This is a genomic window from Nonomuraea monospora, assembly GCF_039531895.1.
Classification (GTDB): Bacteria; Actinomycetota; Actinomycetes; order Streptosporangiales; family Streptosporangiaceae; genus Nonomuraea; species Nonomuraea monospora.
This window is the reverse complement of record NZ_BAAAQX010000005.1, coordinates 442,889-461,793: the sequence shown is the minus strand read 5'-3', so window position 1 is coordinate 461,793 and position 18,905 is coordinate 442,889. Positions and strand designations below refer to the sequence as shown.

Sequence of the window (18,905 nt, the reverse complement as noted above, 5' to 3'; positions counted from 1 at the left end):
GAGAGATGGACTTTCTGCGGCCCACGACGTGGGAGGAGGCGCTGGCCGCCAAGGCGGACCAGCCGGGAGCGGTGCCCATCCAGGGCGGCACCGACGTGATGGTCGAGATCAACTTCGACGTGCGCAGGCCGCCCGCGCTGCTCGACCTCACGAGGGTGGCCGAGCTGCGCGAGTGGTCGATGACCGGCGGGCTGTGCAGGGTCGGGGCGGGGGTGCCGTACGCGGCGGTCATCGACGAGCTCGGCGGCCCGCTGCCGGGGCTCGCGCAGGCCTCCCGCACGGTCGGCTCGCCGCAGATCCGCAACCGCGGCACCGTCGGCGGGAACCTGGGCGCGGCCTCCCCGGCGGGCGACAGCCATCCGCCGCTGCTCGCGGCCGGGGCGGTGGTCGAGGTGGAGTCGCGCGACCGGGGCGTGCGGATGATCCCGGCCGCCGAGTTCTACCTCGGGGTCAAGCGCAGCGCACTGGAGCCGGACGAGCTGATCAGGGCCGTGCACGTGCCCCCCGCCACGGGGCCCCAGTACTTCTCCAAGGTCGGCACGCGCAACGCCATGGTGATCGCGGTGTGCTCGTTCGCGATCGCGCTGCACCCGCGCGAGCGGCGGGCCGGCACCGGCATCGGCTCGGCCGCGCCCACCCCGCGCCGCGCCCTGGAGGCGGAGGAGCTGCTGGCCGCCGAGCTCGACTGGGACGCGCCGATCGCCCCCGCGCTGCTCAAGCGGTTCGGCGAGCTGTGCGCGCGGGCCGCCGCGCCGATCGACGACGTGCGCGGCACCGCCGCCTACCGCGTGCACGCCATCGGCGTGCTGGCCCGCCGCACGCTCACCTGGGCCTGGAACGACCACCTGGAAAAGAGGGCCGCCTGATGCGCGTGAGCTTCACCGTGAACGACAGGCAGGAGATCGCCGACGACGTCTGGGAGGGCGAGAGCCTGCTGTACGTGCTGCGCGAGCGCCTCGGCCTGCCCGGCTCCAAGAACGCCTGCGAGCAGGGCGAGTGCGGCTCCTGCACGGTCTACCTCGACGGCGTGCCGGTCTGCGCCTGCCTGGTCGCCGCCGGGCAGGCCGAGGGGCGGCGGGTGCGCACCGTGGAGGGGCTGGCCGACGGCGACCGGCTCGACCCGGTGCAGGAGGCGTTCGTGGAGTGCGGCGCCGTGCAGTGCGGCTTCTGCACGCCCGGCCTCCTCGTGCAGGCGCACGACCTGCTCGAACGCCGCCCGCGCCCGTCGGACGCGGAGATCAGGGAGGCGCTGGCGGGCAACCTGTGCCGGTGCACCGGCTACGAGAAGATCCTCGACGCGGTACGCCTGGCCGCCTCCCGCAAGGAGCCCCGATGATCATCGAGAACGTCCACGTGGCCCCCGTCAGAGGCCCCGAGATCGAGTCCGGATACCTCCGCATCGAGGGCGACAGGATCGCCGAGGTGGCGGCGGGCCCCGCGCCCGACCTGCCCGGCGTCCCCCGCATCGACGGCACCGGCTGCCTGGCCACCCCCGGCCTCGTCAACACCCACCACCACCTCTACCAGTGGGCCTCGCAGGGCCTGGCCCAGGACGCCACCCTGTTCGAATGGCTGGTGGCGCTCTACCAGGTGTGGGCCGCCATGGACGCGGAAGTCGTCGAGGGCGCGGCCACCGCCGGGCTGAGCTGGCTGGCGCTGTCGGGCTGCACCACCAGCAGCGACCACCACTACATCTTCCCCAAGGGCAGGGGCGACCTGCTGGCCGCCGAGATCGAGGCCGCCCGCGCGGTCGGCCTGCGCTTCCACCCGGCGCGCGGCTCCATGGACCTGGGGGAGTCCAAGGGCGGGCTGCCGCCGGACGTCGTGGTCGAGGAGCTGGACGACATCCTGAGCGCCACCGCCGAGGCCGTGGACGCCTACCAGGACCCGTCGTTCTCCTCGATGCTGCGCGTGGCGGTCGCGCCGTGCTCGCCGTTCTCCGCCAGCGCCGAGCTGATGACCGAGTCGGCCGTGCTGGCCAGGCAGAAGGGCGTGCGGCTGCACACCCACCTGGCCGAGACGCTCGACGAGGAGGAGCACTGCCAGGAGCGGTTCGGGCTGCGTCCCCTCGACTACATGCTGAAGCTGGGCTGGCTGGGCCCCGACGTGTGGTTCGCGCACACCGTGCACCTCAGCGACGCCGACATCGGCAAGCTGGCCGCCACCGGCACGGGCACCGCGCACTGCCCGTCCTCCAACGGGCGGCTCGGCGCGGGCATCGCCCCGGTGTCGGAGCTGCTCAGGCGCGGCGCGAACGTCGGCATCGGGGTGGACGGCAACGCCTCGTCCGAGCTGACGCCGCTGGCCGGGGAGATGCGGCAGGCGCTGCTGTTCCAGCGCGCCAGGTACGGGCCGGACGCGCTCACCGCCCGCCAGGCGCTCGAACTGGCCACCCTGGGCGGCGCCCGCAACCTCGGACGCCAGGACGAGCTGGGGTCGCTGGAGCCCGGCAAGCTGGCCGACATCGCGCTGTGGCGGGTGGACGGCCCCTTCACCGCCGCCGTGGCCGACCCGGTCTGCGCCCTCGTCTTCGGGCCCGTGCCGCCGCTCGCCCGGGTGCTGGTGGGCGGCCGGACGGTGGTCGAGGAGGGGGAGCTGCGGACGCTCGCCCAGGACGAGGCGGGGCGGGCGGGGGTGCGGGCGCACCGGCGGCTGACGAAGCTGGCGCAGGAGCGCGGGTTCACCGCCGCCGTGCAGATCCACCCGGGCCACTAGGGTGGGAATGTACGGATAAAGCGTAGGAAAGGCGGGCCCGTGTCGGAGGAACTTCCAGAGGAGCGGCTGGCGGAGCTCAAGATCGCCTTCGCCGACATCGACACCGACGGCGACGGCTACATCAGCGAGGCCGAGCTGAAGCGGCACTTCCCCGGCCTCCCGGCCGAGGCGCTCGGCGCGATGAGCCAGGAGGCCGACTCCGACCAGGACGGCCGCTACTCCTTCGAGGAGTTCGTCCGCACGGTGTCCTGAGGGCCGCTCTCACGAGGACGTCAGCGCCCGCTCCAGCGGGGTGCGGAAGCGTGGGGTGACCCTGATCTCGCCGAGCCAGGCGGCCAGCCCGGCCGCCTCGGCCTCGATCGCGGCCCGCGCCTGCGCGCCCGCGTCCTCCAGCAGCCGCCAGACGATCTCACCGTCCGGCCGCTGCGCCCAGCCGCCCACGACCCGGCCGTCCCACCACACCGTCGGCCCCACGTTGCCGCTGCGGTCGAACAGCTCGGCCCGGTGCTCGCGCGGCAGGTACCAGTCGCGCTCCTGCCAGCCCATCGGCGTCGGATCGAGCGCGGGCAGCAGCGCCGCCCACGGCTCACCCACCGCACCCTCTCCGGCATCGTCCGCCGCTGCGTGAGCCGGGCCCTCTCCGGTGTCGTCCGGCAGCACGTAGCCTGTGCCCGCGTCCAGCTCCACCGTCACCGCGCCGACGGCGGCCAGCGCCCGGCGCACGTCCTTGAGCGTCCAGCCGGTCCACCACTTCAGGTCGGCCTCCGTGCCGGGCCCGAACGCCGCCAGCCAGCGGCTCACCAGCTCCGCCTGCGCCTCGTGCGCCGCCCACTCGGCCATCTCCGGAGCCAGGCCCCAGTAGTGGGTGCCGCTGACCCACGTGCCGGCCGCGCGCGTCCGCCGTACCAGCAGGCCGTCCATCGCCATCAGCGCCAGCAGCCGCGAGCCGATGCTCACCACGCCCTCGTACGGCTTGCCCACGGCCACCCTGACCTGCTCGCGCAGCCGCGGCTCCAGCCTGCCCAGCTCGGCCGCCGTCGCGTCGCCCGAGGCCAGCAGCCGCAGCACGGACGCCTCCACGTCCTTCAGCCGCGCCTCGTCCCAGCCGCCCTCGCCGAACGTCTTGAGCACCGACGCGCGCTCCCTGCGGGCGATGGCCAGCGCCGAGGAGTGGTGCACGACCGGCACGAGCTCCGCCGGCACCACGAACACCGTGCGCCGCATGCCGGTCATCCGCACCAGCGTGCGGTCCGCGTACAGGGCCCGCTCGACCGGCTCGGGGCCGGGCGAGGACAGGCGCGCGCCCGCCGACAGGAACACCGTCGCCGGGTCCGTGCCGTGCAGCGCCACCACGGACGCCGCCGCCTCCTCCGGGGTGGCGGCCTTGGCCGCCAGCCGGTGCCGCGCCCCGATGCGCGCGCGCCGCTGCTGATCAGAAATCCGCACAAACGCCCCCTTCACCGCAGTGAGCCTAGTTGGAGGATCACACATCTGGAACCGGGTCCGAGGGGCGCCGGTTGATGACCCCGTGCATAGGTTCGCGGGCGGGGCTGCGGCTCTACTGGAGATCACCCCCCGAACCTGGAGTTGACCCATGAAGAGTGAGGTGCATCCGGTCGACGCCCGCCTGCCGGCCGCGCAGCTCGGCACGCTCGGGCTGCAGCACGTGCTGGCGATGTACGCGGGAGCCGTGGCGGTGCCGCTCATCGTGGGCGGCGCGCTCAAGCTGCCACCCGACCAGCTCGCCTACCTGATCAACGCCGACCTGCTGATCAGCGGCATCGCCACGCTCATCCAGTGCGTCGGCGTGTGGCGCTTCGGCATCCGGCTGCCCATCATGCAGGGGTGCACGTTCGCGGCCGTCACCCCGATGGTGCTGATCGGCACCACCCAGGGCGGGCTGCCCGCCATCTACGGCGCCGTCATCGTCTCCGGGCTGCTCGTCGTGGCCGTCGCCCCCTACTTCGCCAAGATCGTCAGATTCTTCCCGCCGCTGGTCACCGGCACCATCATCACGATCATCGGGCTCTCGCTGCTGCCGGTCGCCGCCCGCTGGGCCGCCGGCGGGGCGGGCAGCGCGTCGTACGGGGAGCCGCGCAACATCGCGATGGCCGCCGCCGTGCTGCTGTTCATCCTGGCGATCTACCGGCTGTCCAAGGGCTTCCTGGGCCGGGTCGCGGTGCTGGCCGGGATCGCGGCGGGCACGCTGGTGGCGATCCCGCTCGGGTTCACCGACTTCTCGAACGTGGGCTCCGCCGCCCTGTTCGGCATCAGCACGCCGTTCGCGTTCGGGCTGCCGACCTTCCAGGTGACCGCGATCATCTCGATGTGCGTGGTCATGCTCGTCTCCATGACCGAGACCACCGGCGACTTCGTGGCGGTGGCCGAGATGACCGGCTCCGAGCTGACCCCGCGGCGGCTGGCGGACGGGCTGCGCGCCGACGGGTTCTCCACCGCGCTCGGCGGCGTGTTCAACACCTTCCCCTACACCGCCTTCGCGCAGAACGTCGGCCTCGTCGGGCTGACCGGCGTGCGCAGCCGCTGGGTCGTGGCGACCGCCGGCGGCATCCTCGTGCTGCTCGGCCTCATCCCCGTGCTCGGCGCGGTGATCGCGGCCATCCCGCAGCCGGTGCTGGGCGGCGCGGGCATCGCCATGTTCGGCACCGTGGCCGCGTCCGGCATCCGCACGCTGTCGAAGGTGAGCTACGAGGGCAACCACAACCTGGTCATCGTGGCGGTGTCGATCGGCGTGGCCGCCATCCCGGTCGGCGCGCCGGACTTCTACGACCAGTTCCCCCACTGGGCCCAGACCATCCTGGACAGCGGCATCAGCACCGGCAGCCTGCTGGTGATCACCCTGAACCTGGTCTTCAACCACCTGCGGTCCGCCCCGGCCGAACGCGGGATGTGATGATGAGTCACGCCTTCCTGCCCGCTCGCACCGGGCAGGAAGGCGTGTCTGGACATTGTTCATCATCAGGTGGGAGTTCGTAGTGGTTCAGCATGTTCTGGTCGCCCCGGACAAGTTCAAGGGGACGCTGACGGCCGCCGAGGTGTGCTCGCGGGTGTCGGCCGGGCTCGGCGTGCCCACGGTGGAGCTCCCGGTCGCCGACGGCGGTGACGGCACGGTGGACGCCGCCGTGGCGTGCGGCTTCGAGCGGATCACGATCGAGGTGACCGGGCCGACGGGCGAGCGCGTCACCGCCTCCTACGCCTGGCAGCCCGCCGGCACCGCCGTGGTCGAGCTGTCGGAGGCGTCCGGGCTGCGCCGCCTGCCCGGCGGACACGAGCCGCTGACCGCCACCAGCTACGGCACCGGCGAGCTGGTCGCCGACGCCGTGCGGCGCGGCGCCAAGCGCGTGGTGCTCGGCCTCGGCGGCAGCGCCTGCACCGACGGGGGAGCGGGCATGGCCCAGGCGCTCGGCGCCCGCCTGCTGGACGCGGACGGCGGCGACCTGCCCAGGGGCGGCGCGGCGCTGAAGGACCTGGCCCGCATCGACATGTCGGGCTTCCTCGACGTCTCCGGCGTCGAGTTCGTCGTGGCCAGCGACGTCGACAACCCGCTGCTCGGCCCGCACGGCGCGGCGGCCGTCTACGGCCCGCAGAAGGGCGCCACGCCCGACGACGTGCGGGCCCTGGAGGCGGCGCTGGCCCGCCTGGCCGCCGTCGCGACCGCCACGCACGGGCTGATGGGCGCCGTCGAGCACGACGACGTGGTGCGCGCCATGGGCGTGGCGGGCGCGCCGGGCGCGGGCGCGGCCGGCGGGGTCGGGTTCGCGGCGCTGGCGTTCCTGCACGCCGAGATCAGGCCCGGCATCGACTACCTGCTCGACCTGCTCGGCTTCGGCGAGCTGGTGCAAGGAGCCCGCCTGGTGATCACCGGCGAGGGTTCGCTGGACGAGCAGTCGCTGCGCGGCAAGGCCCCCGTCGGCGTGGCGCAGGCCGCCGCCAGGGCCGGCGTGCCCGTGGTGGCCGTCTGCGGACGCCGCACGCTCACCGACGCCCAGCTGCAGGCCGCCGGCATCGAGGCCGCCTACGCCCTGACCGACCTGGAGCCCGACCCGGCCCGCTGCATGGCCGAGGCAGGGCCGCTGCTCGAACGCCTCGCCACCCGGCTCGCCGCCGACCGCCACCTGGAGGGCAATGAATGACCCCGTTCGATCTGGTCGTCAGATCTCGCAGGACCGTCACTCCCGAGGGGGAGCGGGCCGCCGCCGTCGCCGTACGGGGTGAGAGGATCTTCGCCCTGTACGACTACGCCGCGCCCCTGCCCGCGGCCGAGGACGTGGACCTGCGCGACCTGGCCCTGCTGCCCGGCCTGGTCGACACGCACGTGCACGTCAACGAGCCAGGCCGTACCCACTGGGAGGGCTTCGACTCCGCCACCAGGGCAGCGGCGGCCGGCGGCGTCACCACGATCGTGGACATGCCGCTCAACTCGCTGCCGCCCACCGTCTCCTGCGAGGCGCTCGACGCCAAGCTGCGGGCCGCCGAGGGGCAGTGCCACGTGGACGTCGGGTTCTGGGGCGGGGCCGTGCCCGGCAACGCCAAGGACCTCGCGCCGCTGCACGCCCGCGGCGTTCACGGATTCAAGTGCTTCATGTCGCCGTCGGGCGTGGAGGAGTTCCCGCCGCTGGCCGGCGCGGAGCTGCGGGCCGCGCTGGAGGAGATCGCCGGGTTCGGCGGGATGATGATCGTGCACGCGGAGGACCCCGAGCTGCTGGCCGAGCCCGCCGGGCCGGGCTACGGGGAGTTCCTCGCCTCGCGGCCGGGCGCGTCCGAGCGCAGCGCCGTCGCTCAGGTCGTCCGGCTGGCTGAGGAGACCGGGTGCCGGGTGCACGTCCTGCATGTCTCCAGCGCCGAGTGCCTGGAGGTGCTGGAGGACGCCCAGGCGCGCGGCGTGCAGGTCTCCGCCGAGACGTGCCCCCACTACCTGACGCTGGCGGCCGAGCAGGTGCCGGAGGGCGCGACCACGTACAAGTGCTGCCCGCCGATCCGCTCGCTCGCCAACCGCGACCTGCTCTGGGACGGGCTGGCGCGCGGCGTGCTGAGCTGCGTCGTGTCCGACCACTCGCCCTCGACGGCCGACCTCAAGGTGCCCGACTTCGCCGCCGCCTGGGGCGGCATCGCCTCCCTCCAGCTCGGGCTGACGGCGGTGTGGACGGAGGCCGCCTCCAGAGGGCACGGGCTGGAGGACGTGGTCCGCTGGATGTCGGCCAACCCGGCCGCCCTGGCGGGCATCCCCCGGAAAGGCGCGATAAAAGCCGGTAACGATGCCGATCTCGTGGCCTTCGACCCCGAAGCCGACACAGTCATCGACGCCGCCCGCCTCCACCACAAGAACCCCGTCACCCCCTACCACGGCCGCACCCTCAAGGGCGCCGTCCTGACCACCTGGCTGCGCGGCCGTCCGGTGGACGGCTCGCCACACGGACGACTGCTCCTGGAGGTGCGGTAGATGAGTCCCTTCCACCGGCTGCCCGACCTGGCCCTGCGCTCCCACGGCGGCTCGGTGACGGCCGCCAGCGACGAGTCGTTCGCCGAGAAGGAGAGCCTGATCAGGCCGGGCAGGCCCGGGTTCCGGCCGGAGACCTTCGGCAACAAGGGGCAGGTGTACGACGGCTGGGAGACCCGGCGCAGGCGCGAGCCGGGGCACGACTGGGCGGTGGTGCGGCTCGGGATGCCGGGCGTGATCCGCGGCGTGGTGATCGACACCGCCTGGTTCAAGGGCAACTACCCCACCCACGCCTCCGTGGAGGCCGCCGCTCTCGAAGGGCACCCGTCACCGGCCGAGGTGCTGGCGGCCCCGTGGACCGAGATCGTGCCGCTCTCGCCGCTCAAGGGCGACGCCGAGCACGCCTTCGAGGTGTTCGACGAGGGCCGGTACACGCACGTGCGGCTCAACATCCACCCGGACGGCGGTGTCGCCCGGCTGCGCGTGCACGGGGAGGTCAGGCCCGACCTGTCCGTTCACGACGGGCTCGGGCTCGACCTGGCCGCGCTCGCCAACGGCGGGCTCGTCACCGCCTGCTCCGACGAGTTCTACTCCGCGCCCAACAACGTCATCGCGCCTGGGCTGGCCCGGCACCAGGCGGAGGGGTGGGAGACCGCGCGGCGGCGGGACGGGGGCAACGACTGGCTCGTCATCCGGCTGGCCGGGCGGGGCGTTGTTCGGCTGGCCGAGATCGACACCACCAACCTGCTGTTCAACTCGCCCGGGGCGGTGGCGCTGACGGGGGTGGAGGGGGAGCGTGAGGTCGAGCTGCTGCCCAGGACGCGGCTGCAGCCCGACACGCCGCACCGCTTCCGGCTCGCGGTGCGGGAGCCGGTCACGCATGTGCGGGTGGACATCTACCCGGACGGAGGGCTCGCCCGGGTGCGCCTGCACGGCCACCTGACCTGACGCTCACGCCCGCCTGCCTGCGCCCGTCCCATGGGCCTGCCTTGCGCGCCCGCCTGCCTGTGCCCGCCCCATGGGCCTGCCTTGCGCGCCCGCCTGCCTGTGCCCGTCCTGTGGGCCTGCCTTGCGCCCGTCGCCTGTGCCCGCTCCGTGGGCCTGCCCTGCGCGCCCGGCGCGTGTGCCCGGCGGGCGGGCACACGCGTTCGGGGTCGTCACTGCCAGAGGTAGACGGTGCTCCCGGCCGGCCGCTCGCTGTTCGGCAACGGACGCTGGTACTGCACCACGCCGCCCCCGCCCAGCCGCTGCACCTGCACCCGGAAGCCCAGCGCCTCCAGCTCGGCCTTGGCGTCGTTGACGTTCTTGCCGATCACCCCGGGCACCAGCGCGAACTGCTCGTCGTCCCGGGCCTCGCCGTGCTTGCGGAAGAAGTCCCAGATGTCGGTCTGGCAGCGCGCCACCGTCACCATCACCTGCGCCCCCTTGTCCACCTCGGACTTCGCCTTGGGCGCCTGGGCGATCACGGTGCACGGCTCGGCGTCGTCGTCGACCTCGTTGACCTGCACGTTGAAGCCCTGACGGCTGAGGAACTCGGCGGCCTGGTCCTTCGGCATCCCGTTCACGTCGGGCATGGTGAGCCCGGCGCTGACGTAGATGTTGACCTTGGCGCCTTCCTTCAGCCTCTCGCCCGACTGCGGCGAGGTGCGGATCACCCGGTCGCGCTCGACGTCCGGGTTGGCCAGCCGCTTGACCGTGCCGACGCTCAGCCCGGCCCCGGCGATCTCGGCGCGCGCCTCGTTCGCGGTCTTGCCCTCGACGTTGGGCACCACGATGCGCTTGGGCCCGAGCGAGGGCACCAGCGTGATCGTGGAGCCCTTCTCCAGCTCCGACTTGGCCGCCGGGTCGGTGCTGAGGACCAGGCCCTCGGCCACCTTCTCGTCGTACTGGCCCTCGGCCTTGCGCATCAGCAGCCCGGCGCTGGTGAGGTTCTTCTCGGCGGCGGCCAGGTTCTGGCCGACGAGGTCGGGCACGGTGACGTACTCGGGCTGGGAGAAGTACCAGCCCGTCAGCCCGACCGCGACCACCATGACGGCGGCGAGCAGCACCAGGAACCAGTTGGGCCGGAACCCGCGCCGCTGCGGGGGCGCGTCGGCCCGCGGCTGGATCAGCGTGTGCCCCGCCGCGGCCTGCGGCATGGACGGCGAGCCGGGCGGCGGCGGAGAGCCGAACGGCATCGCCACCGTGCCCTGGGGCGGGCCGAGCGGCTGCGAGTGCGACATGACCGGGCCGGTGCCCGGCGGGATCGTGGTGCGCGGCAGCATGCGGTGCGCGTCCACGGCGGCCACCAGCATCGCGGTCGCGTCGGCGGGGCGGTGCTCGGGCTCGCGCGCGGTCGCGCTCGCCACCAGCGTGTCGACCAGCGGCGGCACCTCCGGCACCACCGACGACGGCGCGGGGACCGTGTCGTGGACGTGCCGGTAGGCCACCGACATCGGGGTCTCCCCGTCGTACGGCTGCTGCCCCGTCACCAGCTCGAACAGCATGATGCCCGCGGCGTACACGTCGCTGCGCACGTCGGCGGCGCCGGTGATGACCTGCTCCGGCGCCATGTAGCCGACCGTGCCGATCATCACGCCGGTACGGGTCTGGTTCGTCGCCTCGATCGCCTTGGCCAGACCGAAGTCGACGACCTTGACCCGGCCGTCGTCGGTCATCAGGACGTTCTCGGGCTTCACGTCGCGGTGGACCATCCCGGCCTGGTGGGCGGCGCCGAGTGCGGCGAGCACCGGGATCATGATCTCGAGCGCCTCCCGGGCGGGCAGCCTGCCGCGGTCCCTCAGGATGTCGCGCAGGGTGCGGCCCGGGACGTACTCCATCGACAGGTAGACGACGTCGTTGTCGGTGCCCTGGTCGAAGACGTGCACCACGTTGGGGTGCGAGAGGCTGGCGACCGACTTGGCCTCGCCGATGAACCTCCGGACGAACGCCGGGTCCTCGGCGAGCGATCGGTGCATGACCTTCAGCGCCACCGTCCGGTCGAGCCGGATGTCCAGCGCGAGGTAGACGGTCGCCATACCGCCCCGGGCGATCCGGCTCTCGATGCGGTAGCGCCCATCGAGGAGCCGCCCGACCAGGGGGTCCGCAGTCGTCGTATCCACCCCGCTGAGTTTACGGGCGTTTTGCCACCGGCATGGCCTCAGCGCCCGAAACCGATGCGGAGACGTTCTCGACGGAACGCCTCCGCCCCCGGTTCCACCGCGTCTGAGGGCTGAATCTCATGGGGACGCCCCGGCGTGTCAGAGCGTCATGACGGACGCTCCACGGCGTGTCAGGGCGTCATGGGGGAGGACGCCTCGGCGTAGCGGCGGCGCGGGATGCGGCCCGCCTGCCGGGCCAGCCGCCCCGCCACCACGGCCGACCTCATCGCCGACGCCATCAGGTCGGGCCGCTGCGCCCTGGTGACGGCCGTGGCCAGCAGGACGGCGTCGCAGCCCAGCTCCATCGCCAGCGCGGCGTCACTGGCCGTGCCGATGCCCGCGTCGAGGATCACCGGCACCGAGGCGGCCTCCACGATCAGCTCGATGTTGTGCGGGTTGCGGATGCCGAGCCCCGACCCGATCGGCGCGCCCAGAGGCATCACGGCCGCGCAGCCCGCCTGCTCCAGCCGCCGCGCCAGCGCCGGGTCGTCACCGATGTACGGCAGCACCACGAACCCGTCGGCCACCAGCCGCTCCGCCGCGTCGAACGTCTCGATCGGGTCGGGCAGCAGCGTGCGCTCGTCCGCGATGACCTCCAGCTTGACCCAGTTCGTCTCCAGGGCCTCCCTGGCCAGCCGGGCCGTCAGCACGGCCTCGCCCGCGGTGAAGCAGCCCGCCGTGTTGGGCAGCACCTTGATGTCGCGCTCGCGCAGCACGTCCAGGACGGAGCCGCGCGCCGCGGGGTCGAGCCGGCGCATCGCCACCGTGGTCAGCTCGGTGCCCGAGGCCGCCAGCGCCTGGTCCAGCACCTCCAGCGAGGGCGCGCCGCCCGTTCCCATGATGAGCCGGGAGGAGAACTTCTCCCCGGCGATGATCAGATCATCCACCTTGCACCGCCGTCAGAACCTCCATGCGGTCACGGTCGCGCAGCGCCGTCGTCTCCCAGGCGCCGCGCGTGACCACCTCGTCGTTCACGGCCACGGCCACTCCGGTGGTGGCCGAGGTCAGGGTATGCACGGCCTGAGCCACGGTCATGCCGTCCGCCACCTCGTGGGCAGCCCCGTTGATCACAACAATCATGAAAATCTCCCCGGCGCGCACAGCGCCGCCAGCTCGCTCTCCTCGCCCAGCAACATCGCGGTCGTCAGCGGGGCGAGCAGCACGCCGCCCCGGTGATGCCCCGTCGCGTACACCAGGCCCGGCGTCCCGCTCGGGCCGATCAGCGGCAGGTTGTCCGGCGTTCCAGGCCGCAGCCCCGCCACCACGTCGGCGACCTCCAGCTCGGTGACGCCCGGCACCAGCTCCCTGGCGTCCCGCAGCAGCTCGTAGAGCCCGCCCGCCGTCACCTTGGTGTCGAAGCCCATCTCCTCCTGCGTGGCCCCGACCACCAGCTCGCCGTCGCCCCGGGGGACCAGGTAGACGGACGAGCCGTGCACCGTGCCGCGTACGCACCGGCTGAGCAGCGGCTGCGGCGAGCGCAACCGCATGATCTGGCCCTTGACCGGCCGCACCGGCACCTCGGCCAGCTCCGAGCTCCACGCCCCTGCCGCCAGCACGACCCGCTCGCCGCGCACCTCGCCGCCCGTGCCGTTTTCTGACTCGGGTGGCGCCAGGCGTACCCCTGAGACGCGGTCGCCGTCCCGCAGCAGCTCGGACGCGCGCGCCCGCACCACGGGGACGCCCCGCCGCTCCAGCGCGGACAGCAGGGCCGCCGTCACGCGCCTGGGGTCCACCCACGCGTCGCCCGGGGCCAGGAGGCCGCCGCGCACGGAGGGGGCGAGCATGGGCTCCAGGCGGCGGCACTCGCGGCCGGTGAGCCGCTCGACCGGCAGGCCCAGCTCCTCCATGTACGCGGCCAGCTCGCCGAGCGCCTCCAGGTCGTCGGCTCCGAACGCGACGTCCAGCGTCCCGTCCGCCCGCAGATCCAGCCCCCGCACATCAGCGAACCCCGGCCCGGCCCCCGAGACGCCCGGCCTCGCGCCCGAGCCCGGCGCGGGCCCTGATCCCGGCGCGGGCCTTGAGCCCGGCGCGACGCCCGAGCCTGGCCCGACACCCGAGCCTGGTCCCGTGTCCGAGCCTGGCCTCGCGTCCGAGAGTGGCGGCGCGTCCGAGCCTGGCGCTGCGTCCTGGACGGGCGTGGCGTCCGGGGTCAGGCCCGCGTCGGCGGCCAGTTCGGCGGCGAAGGCGGGCCAGCGGCGCAGCGACGCCACCCCCAGCCGCAGCAGCGGCGCCTCCGTGAAGGTCACCTCGCTGACCGGGGCCAGCATCCCCGCCGCCGCGTAGGACGCCCCTCTGCCGGGGGCCGGATCCACCACGGTGACGGCCCGCCCTGAGCGGGCCATCCGCCAGGCCACCGACAGCCCGACGACCCCGCCACCGACGATCACATCCACATGCGCTCCCTTCGCCGGCATGATCCGGATCAGGTGTCTTGCGGTCGAAGGCCCGTAAAGCCTTCCTCTCAGCCCGGTAACGGCCGGACTCCCGCGCGTCTTACGTCAACCAGCCTACGGCCTCGGTGCGGCGTCCACGCACGCCCCCCGTTATGGTCATGAACGTGAACCATGTCGTGGTGGTGGGAGCGGGCCTGGCCGGAGTGCGTACGGTGGAGGCCCTGCGCGGGCGCGGCTTCACCGGCCGGATCACCCTGATCGGGCAGGAGCGCCATCGGCCCTATGACCGCCCGCCGCTGTCCAAGGCGGTGCTGAAGGGCGAGAGCGACACCAGCTACGTCGACACCGACCTCGACGCGCTGGGCGTGGAGTTCTGGCCGGGCGTCACCGCCAAGTCGCTGCGCGCGGGCGTCGTGGAGACCACCGAGGGCGAGGTCGCCTACGACGGCCTGGTCATCGCGACCGGCGCCGACCCGATCCGGCTGCCGGGCGACGGCCCGCAGCACGTCCTGCGCACCCTCGACGACGCGCACGAGCTGCGCGCGATGCTCGTCCCCGGCGCCCGGGTCGCGATCATCGGGGCCGGCTGGATCGGCGCGGAGGTCGCCACCGCGGCCCGCCGCGCGGGCTGCGTCGTGACGGTCGTCGAGAGCGCCGCCACCCCGCTCGCCACGGCACTCGGCACCGAGCTGGGCGGGCGCACCCTGCCCTGGTACGACGGCATCGACGTGCGGTTCGGCACCATGGTCGACTCCGTGGACGAGGGCGGCGTGCAGCTCGTGGGCGGCGAGTTCGTCGAGGCCCACGTGGTCGTCACCGGCATCGGCGTGCGCCCGGCGATCGAGTGGCTCGCCGACGCCGACATCGACCTGCACAACGGCGTGGTCACCGACGAGCACCTGCGCACGTCCCTGCCGGGCGTCGTCGCGGTCGGCGACTGCGCCGCCTGGTGGTCGCGCCGCTGGCGGACCAGGCTGCGCGTGGAGCACTGGGACACCGCGCTGAACGCCCCCGAGGTCGCCGCCGCGACGCTGCTGGGGGAGGAGGCGGTCTACGATCCGGTGCCGTACTTCTGGTCGGAGCAGTTCGGGCACATGCTGCAGTACGCGGGCCATCACCCGGCGGGCGATCGGCTCGTCCATCGGGGCGAACCCGAGGGAAAGTGGTCGGCCGTGTGGCTCACCGCGGACGACACTCTCGCCGCGGTGCTGGCCGTGGACCGGCCGCGCGATCTCGTCCAGGGGCGCCGTATCATCGAAGCCGGTTCACGCCTCGATGCGGAACGCCTGGTAGATCCACAAGTACCCCTACGAGATTGTGTTGTTTGAGCAAGCACGGCATGTGGTAGTTGTGGTTTCGTGACGCTTTCTGTTGCACAGATCGACCGGGAGACCGACCAACTCGTTGAAGAGTGGCTCACTCTCCCCGAAGTGGCCTCGCGCCTTGATCTTCCGATCGGGCGGGCCAAGCAACTCCTCCGGGACCACAAGCTCCTCGGCGTACGCCGGGGCAGCGGCGGGCCGCAGGTGCCCGCGGTGTTCCTCGATGGAAAGGACGTGATGAAGGGCCTGCCCGGCACACTGACCGTGTTGCAGGACGCCGGCTACGACGACGTCGAGTCGCTGCGCTGGCTCTTCACCCCAGACGAGTCCCTGCCAGGGTCGCCCATAGAGGCGATCAAGGCCGGCCGTCACACAGAGGTCAAGCGGCGTGCCCAAGCCCTCGCTTTCTGAGGCCCGCCTCTATCTCTGCACAGACGGCCGCCGCGACCGCGGCGATCTGGCAGAGTTCCTCGACTCGGTGCTGGCCTCAGGCGTGGACATCATCCAACTGCGGGAGAAGGGCCTGGAGGCACGCGAAGAACTCGCGCTCCTCGAAGTCTTCCGCGACGCCTGCGACCGGCACGGCAAGCTGCTGGCCGTCAACGACCGGGCGGACATCGCCTACGCCGCCCGGCCCGACGTGCTCCACCTGGGGCAGGACGACCTTCCTGTGACGGTCGCGCGAGAGATACTCGGCGACGACATCGTCATCGGACGGTCCACCCACTCCGCCGCCGAGGCTTCCGCCGCGGCAGTGGAGGAGGGCGTCGACTACTTCTGCTGTGGCCCCACCTGGCCCACCCCCACCAAGCCGGGCCGCCCGGCTCCGGGGCCGCCGCTGCTGCGGCACGCGGCGTCGCTGGAGACCTCGCGGCCGTGGTTCGGGATCGGCGGCATCGACCTCGGGAATCTGGACGAGGTGATGTCGTACGGGGTGCGGCGCGTGGTGGTGGTACGGGCGATCACCGACGCCGACGACCCTGGGGCGGCGGCTGCGGAGTTCGCCAAACGACTGTCAGGCGGCTGAGCGACCGGGGCGCCCGCTCTCGCCACGGGCGCCTCCGTCAACGCTGATCAGGTCTTGCGGGACGTGGCCGCGATGGCGAGCTCCGTCAGCGCGCTGCGGGACTCGGGCGTGACCGGCGCCGCGTCGAGCGCCTCCAGCGCCTGCCCCAGATACTCGCCGATCAGGTCCTCACACTCCCGCAGGGCCCCCGTCCCGTCGATGATCTCCCGCAACGTGGCGACCCCCTTCTCGTCCAGCCCCGGATCCCCCAGCAGCAGCCGCACGGTCTCGGCGTCCGAGGCGGAGGCGGCGGCCAGGGTGCGGGCGACGAGCATGGTGCGCTTGCCCTCCCGCAGGTCGTCGCCCGCGGGCTTGCCGGTCTGCGCCGGGTCGCCGAAGACGCCGAGGATGTCGTCGCGGAGCTGGAAGGCGATCCCGACGCGCCGCCCGTACCCGGTGCACAGCTCGTCCATCCACGGCGCCAGCTCGCGGGCGGCGAGGGCGAGGCCGAGCCTGAGCGGCTGCTCGACCGAGTACTTGCCGCTCTTGAACAGCGCCACGCGCAGCGCCGACTCGAAGGTGTTCTCGCCGTTGGCCTGCTCCAGCAGGTCGAGGTACTGGCCGCACATCAGCTCGCTGCGCATGTGGTCGTGGAAGGGCTGGGCCACGTCCAGGGACTCGCGGGGCAGGCCGCTGGCCCGCCACATCTCGCCCGCCCAGATGAGCAGCAGGTTGCCGAGCAGGATCGCGGCGCCTTCGCCGAACTGCTCGGCGGAGCCGTACCAGCCGGACTTCTCGTGCATCGCCTGGAAGCGGCGGTGCGCGGACGGCATGCCCCTGCGCAGGTCGCTCTTGTCCATCACGTCGTCGTGCACCAGCGCGCTGGCCTGGAGCAGCTCCAGTGAGGCGGAGGCGGTGAAGATGCCGGGGTCGTCGGCGCCGCCGGCGCCGCGCCAGCCCCAGTAGCAGAACGCCGGGCGCAGCCGCTTGCCGCCGGACAGCAGCTCGTCGGCGGCCGTGCGCAGCGGCGCGAACTCCGGTTCGCCCGTCGAGGGCAGCTTCCGCTCGACGAACTCCGAAAGTGCGCGTTCCACCTGCGCGCGCAGGGTCTCCATGCCGGCGGCGTCAGTGGTCATGCCCCTGAGACTAGTGGCCCAGCGGACAGGTCAGGATCTCCAGGTGGTTCCTCTGACCCGCAGGTTCGGCAGATGTGACGGTAACCTTGGTCCATGGCGCTTGGTCGATCCTCCATCCGGCCCGATCGTGTTCCCACCGTCCGCGAGATGCTCGCCTCCGGTGGCCGGTCGTTCTCGTTCGAGTTCTTCCCCCCGAAGACCGACGAGGGCGCGCGGCAGCTCTGGCGGGCGATCAGAGAGCTGGAGTCGCTGCGGCCGACCTTCGTGTCGGTGACGTACGGCGCCGGCGGCTCCACCCGCGACCGCACGGTCGACATCGTCGAGCGGATCGCCCACGACACCACGCTCACGCCTGTGGCGCACTTCACCGCGGTCAACCACTCGATCCGGGAGCTGCGTCACCTCGTGGGGCGCTTCGCCGACGCCGGGGTGCGCAACATCCTGGCCGTGCGCGGCGACCCGCCCGGCGACCCGATGGGCGACTGGGTCCAGCACCCGGAGGGCGTGCTCTACGCCGAGGAGCTGGTGCGGCTGATCCGGCAGGCGGGCGACTTCTGCGTCGGCGTGGCCGCGTTCCCCTACAAGCATCCGCGTTCGCCGTCCATCGAGTCCGACACCGACTTCTTCGTGCGCAAGTGCCGGGCCGGGGCCGACTACGCGATCACCCAGATGTTCTTCCAGGCCGACGACTACCTGCGGCTGCGCGACCGGGTGGCGGCCCAGGGCTGTGACACGCCGATCATCCCGTGCATCATGCCAGTCACCCAGATGAGCACGATCGCCAGGTCCGAGCAGCTTTCGGGGGCGCCGTTCCCGCCCGACGTGGCGGCCAGGTTCGAGGCGGTCAAGGACGATCCGGCGGCGGTGCGGCGGCTGGGCATCGAGCACGGCGCCGAGCTGTGCCAGCGGCTGCTCGACGAGGGCGCGCCCGGCATCCACTTCATCACGTTCAACCGGTCGAGCGCGTCGCGTGAGGTCTTCCAGCGGCTGGATCGGGTGACCGCCTCCGCGTGAGGCCGGAGCCCCCGCGTGCGGTTGCCCGTCACCCGTCCGCAGGGGGACCGGGCGGGTGACGGGCAGGGGGTAAAGGGTCGGTCACCTTCCGTCATCGATCGTGCCCTGCGTCATGGCCTGGCAAACCCGCTGGTCACGGCCTTTACTTGGGCTAGGTGAGCGGCATCGGCCGGCCGGCGATCGCGTACTCCTCGGAGCCGCCCGGGAAGACGAACCTGGTCAGCAGGTCGGAGAAGCCCATGCTGGCGTACAGGTGGCGGGCGGGCGTGGGCTGGTCGTGGGTCGACAGGACGGCGGAGCGTTCCCGGCGACCGGCGCACAGTGTCCTGATCATGGCGCGGCCGACGCCCTTGTTCTGGTAGTCGGGGTGCACGTGGATCTCGGCCAGCTCGAACGCGTGCCCCATCCAGGCGTGGGCGGCCTCCTCGCCCAGCCGGTCCTCCAGGCCCCTGAGGACGACGTCGTGCCACCACTGGCCGGGCGCGCCACGGAAGCCGTACGCGAAGCCGACGACGCGGGGTTCCGGAGCGGGCATATCTGGGGATGAATCACGCAATTCCGCGAAATAGCACTGAAAATGGGGATATGTCGCGTGATTTCGCATGATGGTCTTGCGGCCGGTGATCTGCTCCTCCGGCGGATTCATCGCTGCCGTGTAAATGTCGATCACCGTCTCCAGCCGCTCGGTGAACCCGGCCGGCCCGGCCCCGCGAAACTCGATCAC

At 72.9% G+C, this 18,905-nt stretch carries 19 protein-coding genes and 1 riboswitch; of the genes, 12 read left to right on the top strand and 7 right to left on the bottom strand.

Translation table 11 applies throughout. From position 1 onward, the window contains the following. Positions 1–5 precede the first annotated feature (5 nt). Genes ABD331_RS13395 through ABD331_RS13380 form a run of 4 tightly spaced genes read left to right on the top strand, consistent with a single transcriptional unit; the run spans position 6 to position 2,967 of the window. Positions 6–866: an FAD binding domain-containing protein gene (locus tag ABD331_RS13395; RefSeq protein ID WP_344474199.1), complete on the top strand. Its 861-nt coding sequence runs from the start codon at positions 6–8 to the stop codon at positions 864–866. Then, complete coding sequence (locus tag ABD331_RS13390; protein WP_344474197.1) at positions 866–1,336, top strand: (2Fe-2S)-binding protein; 471 nt, start codon at positions 866–868, stop codon at positions 1,334–1,336. Before ABD331_RS13395 ends, ABD331_RS13390 begins: the two co-directional genes overlap by 1 nt. Continuing rightward, the gene (locus ABD331_RS13385) at positions 1,333–2,715 is read left to right on the top strand and encodes an 8-oxoguanine deaminase (RefSeq protein ID WP_344474195.1); all 1,383 of its coding nucleotides are present in this window, start codon (positions 1,333–1,335) and stop codon (positions 2,713–2,715) included. The genes ABD331_RS13390 and ABD331_RS13385 overlap by 4 nt, the downstream gene beginning before the upstream one ends. Before the next feature lie 39 nt (positions 2,716–2,754). Then, positions 2,755–2,967 (top strand): EF-hand domain-containing protein, encoded by a 213-nt coding sequence (locus ABD331_RS13380; RefSeq protein ID WP_225273867.1) that lies wholly within the window; start codon positions 2,755–2,757, stop codon positions 2,965–2,967. Between the two features lie 9 nt (positions 2,968–2,976). On the opposite strand, the gene ABD331_RS13375 is transcribed toward ABD331_RS13380, so the two are convergent. Next, positions 2,977–4,161, bottom strand: a complete 1,185-nt coding sequence (locus ABD331_RS13375) for a winged helix DNA-binding domain-containing protein (protein WP_344474191.1) — start codon at positions 4,159–4,161, stop codon at positions 2,977–2,979. Positions 4,162–4,309: 148 nt separating this feature from the next. Between ABD331_RS13375 and ABD331_RS13370 the strand changes: the two genes are divergently transcribed. The 4 genes from ABD331_RS13370 to alc all read left to right on the top strand — a co-directional run bounded on the left by ABD331_RS13370 (position 4,310) and on the right by alc (position 9,118). Next, on the top strand, positions 4,310–5,626 hold the full coding sequence (locus ABD331_RS13370) for a nucleobase:cation symporter-2 family protein (protein ID WP_344474189.1): 1,317 nt from the start codon (positions 4,310–4,312) through the stop codon (positions 5,624–5,626). Between the two features lie 82 nt (positions 5,627–5,708). Next, the gene (locus tag ABD331_RS13365) at positions 5,709–6,866 is read left to right on the top strand and encodes a glycerate kinase (protein ID WP_344474187.1); all 1,158 of its coding nucleotides are present in this window, start codon (positions 5,709–5,711) and stop codon (positions 6,864–6,866) included. Next, on the top strand, positions 6,863–8,173 hold the full coding sequence (gene allB, locus ABD331_RS13360) for an allantoinase AllB (protein WP_344474185.1): 1,311 nt from the start codon (positions 6,863–6,865) through the stop codon (positions 8,171–8,173). Before ABD331_RS13365 ends, allB begins: the two co-directional genes overlap by 4 nt. Continuing rightward, positions 8,174–9,118, top strand: a complete 945-nt coding sequence (gene alc / locus ABD331_RS13355; RefSeq protein WP_344474183.1) for an allantoicase — start codon at positions 8,174–8,176, stop codon at positions 9,116–9,118. Positions 9,119–9,327: 209 nt separating this feature from the next. On the opposite strand, the gene pknB is transcribed toward alc, so the two are convergent. From pknB to ABD331_RS13335, 4 genes are all read right to left on the bottom strand, one after another. Then, positions 9,328–11,271, bottom strand: coding sequence for a Stk1 family PASTA domain-containing Ser/Thr kinase (pknB, locus tag ABD331_RS13350; RefSeq protein WP_344474181.1), 1,944 nt, complete (start codon positions 11,269–11,271; stop codon positions 9,328–9,330). Positions 11,272–11,441: 170 nt separating this feature from the next. Beyond that, positions 11,442–12,197, bottom strand: a complete 756-nt coding sequence (locus ABD331_RS13345) for a thiazole synthase (protein WP_148434723.1) — start codon at positions 12,195–12,197, stop codon at positions 11,442–11,444. Continuing rightward, a complete protein-coding gene (thiS, locus tag ABD331_RS13340; RefSeq protein WP_148434733.1) occupies positions 12,190–12,390 on the bottom strand; it encodes a sulfur carrier protein ThiS in 201 nt (66 codons plus the stop codon). Before thiS ends, ABD331_RS13345 begins: the two co-directional genes overlap by 8 nt. Beyond that, positions 12,387–13,724, bottom strand: coding sequence for an FAD-dependent oxidoreductase (locus ABD331_RS13335; protein WP_425565992.1), 1,338 nt, complete (start codon positions 13,722–13,724; stop codon positions 12,387–12,389). Before ABD331_RS13335 ends, thiS begins: the two co-directional genes overlap by 4 nt. Further along, positions 13,693–13,808: riboswitch (TPP riboswitch) on the bottom strand. (Overlaps the previous gene by 32 nt.) A 53-nt stretch (positions 13,809–13,861) precedes the next feature. On the opposite strand from ABD331_RS13335, the gene ABD331_RS13330 reads away from it, so the two are divergent. The 3 genes from ABD331_RS13330 to thiE are packed head-to-tail and all read left to right on the top strand — an operon-like array spanning position 13,862 to position 16,052. Beyond that, the gene (locus ABD331_RS13330) at positions 13,862–15,031 is read left to right on the top strand and encodes an NAD(P)/FAD-dependent oxidoreductase (protein WP_344474178.1); all 1,170 of its coding nucleotides are present in this window, start codon (positions 13,862–13,864) and stop codon (positions 15,029–15,031) included. A gap of 30 nt (positions 15,032–15,061) precedes the next feature. Continuing rightward, positions 15,062–15,436 carry an Rv2175c family DNA-binding protein gene (locus ABD331_RS13325; RefSeq protein ID WP_148434739.1) on the top strand — a complete coding sequence of 125 codons (375 nt, stop codon included), beginning with the start codon at positions 15,062–15,064 and terminating at the stop codon, positions 15,434–15,436. Beyond that, positions 15,414–16,052: a thiamine phosphate synthase gene (thiE, locus tag ABD331_RS13320; protein WP_344474175.1), complete on the top strand. Its 639-nt coding sequence runs from the start codon at positions 15,414–15,416 to the stop codon at positions 16,050–16,052. Before ABD331_RS13325 ends, thiE begins: the two co-directional genes overlap by 23 nt. A gap of 47 nt (positions 16,053–16,099) precedes the next feature. Here the strand turns inward: thiE and ABD331_RS13315 are convergent, their stop codons facing one another. Beyond that, on the bottom strand, positions 16,100–17,167 hold the full coding sequence (locus tag ABD331_RS13315) for a polyprenyl synthetase family protein (protein WP_344474173.1): 1,068 nt from the start codon (positions 17,165–17,167) through the stop codon (positions 16,100–16,102). Positions 17,168–17,260: 93 nt separating this feature from the next. Between ABD331_RS13315 and metF the strand changes: the two genes are divergently transcribed. Next, on the top strand, positions 17,261–18,181 hold the full coding sequence (gene metF / locus ABD331_RS13310; RefSeq protein ID WP_344474171.1) for a methylenetetrahydrofolate reductase [NAD(P)H]: 921 nt from the start codon (positions 17,261–17,263) through the stop codon (positions 18,179–18,181). A 151-nt stretch (positions 18,182–18,332) separates the two neighbouring features. Here the strand turns inward: metF and ABD331_RS13305 are convergent, their stop codons facing one another. Continuing rightward, positions 18,333–18,905 (bottom strand): GNAT family N-acetyltransferase, encoded by a 573-nt coding sequence (locus ABD331_RS13305; protein ID WP_344474169.1) that lies wholly within the window; start codon positions 18,903–18,905, stop codon positions 18,333–18,335.